General features: G+C 36.0%; 1 protein-coding gene. It reads right to left on the bottom strand.

What is annotated here, in order from left to right:
* On the bottom strand, positions 1 to 72 hold a 72-nt coding region (locus SB659_RS20345), incomplete at its 3' end, for a class I lanthipeptide (protein ID WP_410551742.1).
* Between the last annotated feature and the right edge of the window lie 170 nt (positions 73 to 242).

The raw sequence follows: 242 nt of genomic DNA on the forward strand, positions 1-242 counted from the left end.
TTCCTGTAGTTTGGTAACTGCGTCTTTGTTAAGCGTTACTTCTTTTCCTAGTTTTACTGATTTGTTGCTCATGGTTCTAATTTTTATTGTTAATTGATTGATTATTATTTAAACTGTTTAAGGTCTACAACTTAGACATACGCAGCTAACGCTTCCTCCATCAAGATCCTGATCTATTTCGCCAGCTCCTTTCTGTCCGCCTTTTACCTTGTTTAATTGATCTTCCTGTAGTTTGGTAACTC

The sequence above is a fragment of the Arthrobacter sp. SIMBA_036 genome (assembly GCF_046535135.1).
Taxonomy (GTDB): domain Bacteria; phylum Actinomycetota; class Actinomycetes; order Actinomycetales; family Micrococcaceae; genus Arthrobacter.